This is a genomic window from Acidovorax sp. KPB24-07, from assembly GCF_057543315.1.
This window is the reverse complement of the sequence record NZ_BAAJYS010000501.1, coordinates 1-2,095: the sequence shown is the minus strand read 5'-3', so window position 1 is coordinate 2,095 and position 2,095 is coordinate 1. Positions and strand designations below refer to the sequence as shown.

Annotated in this window: 1 protein-coding gene; it reads left to right on the top strand. The window is 73.1% G+C overall.

From position 1 onward, the window contains the following. Positions 1 to 189: 189 nt before the first annotated feature. Positions 190 to 1,899 (top strand): ATP-dependent DNA ligase, encoded by a 1,710-nt coding sequence (locus AC27IQ_RS23130; RefSeq protein WP_284430979.1) that lies wholly within the window; start codon positions 190 to 192, stop codon positions 1,897 to 1,899. Positions 1,900 to 2,095: the final 196 nt, after the last annotated feature.

Here is a 2,095-nt window from a genome sequence, read left to right as displayed (position 1 = left end):
CGCGGCGCCGGACGGCGTGCCCGGTGCTCCGAGGCCCCGCTCCAGGGGCCGATCGAAACGCGCCGCCGCAGCCGCCGATCCCGATCAAGGCCGCCTCACGGAGCCCGTCACCGAAGCCGTTGCCCCTTCCGAGGCCGAGTCCCCCTCCCTCTCTTCCGCGCCGCCCCGCCGACCCCCTTCGTCCGAACCATGAAGGACTTCGCCGCGCTCTACCGCGCGCTCGACGCCAGCACCTCCAGCCTGGCCAAGCAGGCCGCGCTGCAGGCCTACCTGCGCGCCGCGGCGCCGGCGGATGCGGCGTGGGCGGTGTATTTCCTGGCCGGCGGCAAGCCACGCCAGCTGGTGCCGACCAAGCTGCTGCGCACCCTGGCGCGCGATGCGGCCCGGTTGCCCGAATGGCTGTTCGACGAGAGCTACGAGGCCGTGGGCGATCTGGCCGAGACCATCTCGCTGCTGCTGCCCGCGCCCACCGCCGTGCAGGCGCTGGGCCTGGCCGAGTGGATGGAGCACCACCTGCTGCCCCTGCGCGGCATGCCGCCCGAGGCGCTGGAGACCACGCTGCGGGCCCAGTGGGCGGGTCTCGCGCCCGAAGAGCGGCTGGTGTATTTCAAGCTCATCACGGGGGCGTTCCGCGTGGGCGTGTCGCGCCTGCAGGTCACGCAGGCGCTGGCGGCGGTGAGCGGCGTGGATGCCAAGCGTGTCGCGCAGCGGCTCATGGGCTACACGCACATCGGGGCGCGTCCGGGCGAGGCCGACTACCTGCGCCTGGTCGCGGCCGAGGGCGAAGGCGGCGATGATGCGGCGCAGGGCGAAGCCCGGGGCCATCCCTATCCGTTCTTCCTGGCGCACCCGCTGCAACTGCCGGTGTCCCAGTTCGACACGGTGCTCGGCCCGCCCGCGCAGTGGATCGTGGAGTGGAAGTGGGACGGCATCCGCGCCCAGATCGTGCGGCGCAGCACCCGCGCCGAGGGCGCCAGCGAAGGCGCCGGCACCTGGGTCTGGTCGCGCGGCGAGGAGTTGGTGAGCGACCGCTTCCCAGAGCTGCAGGCGCTCGGGGAAGCGCTGCCCGACGGCACGGTGCTCGATGGCGAGATCGTCGTCTGGCGCGCTGCCGAGGGCGATGCCGCGGCCCATGTGCGCCCGTTCGCCGATTTGCAAAAGCGCATCGGCCGCAAGACCCTCACGCCGAAGCTGCTGCGCGAGCTGCCCGTGGTGCTGCTCGCCTACGACCTGCTGGAGGAGGGCGGCCAGGACCTGCGCCAGCGGCCCCAGCACGAACGGCGGGCGCGGCTCGATGCGCTGCTGGCGCGCGTGGCGCACCCGGCGCTGGTGGCCAGCCCGGTGCTGCAGGGCGACCGCTGGCAGGATCTGGCGGTCCAGCGCGAGCAGGCCCGCTCGCTGGGCGTGGAAGGCATGATGCTCAAGGCCCGCGATGCCGAGTACGGCGTCGGCCGCACCAAGGACGTGGGCACGTGGTGGAAGTGGAAGATCGACCCCTTGAGCATCGATGCGGTGCTGATCTATGCCCAGCGCGGCCATGGCCGGCGCGCCAGCCTCTACAGCGACTACACCTTCGCGGTGTGGGACGGCCCGCCAGGCACCGAGGGGCGCGCGCTGGTGCCGTTCGCCAAGGCCTATTCCGGCCTGACCGATGCGGAGATGGCGCGGGTGGATGCGGTCATCCGCAAGACCACCGTCGAGACCTTCGGCCCGGTGCGCAGCGTGCGGCCCACGCTGGTGTTTGAACTGGGGTTCGAGGGCATCGCCCGCAGCAGCCGCCACAAGAGCGGGATCGCCGTGCGCTTTCCGCGCATGCTGCGCTGGCGCGAGGACAAGCCGGTGGACGAAGCGGATTCGGTGGACACCCTGGCGGCGCTGTTGCCGAGGTCGGATGCGTGATCGCCGGAGGGCCGTCCATGCCGCGCATTGACGACGGCCGCGAGCGCGCGGCGTTCCTGGGCCGGGCGGTGGGCCGGCGGCCCGCGCACCCTGCGGTGACGCACCCCAAGAAGACGCTCCGGGCCAAGGCGGCGCACCCGGCTTGCCTGCGCTTTTCGGCGGGCTGCCTGCGGTGCGCGCGGCGAGCGGGCACCGT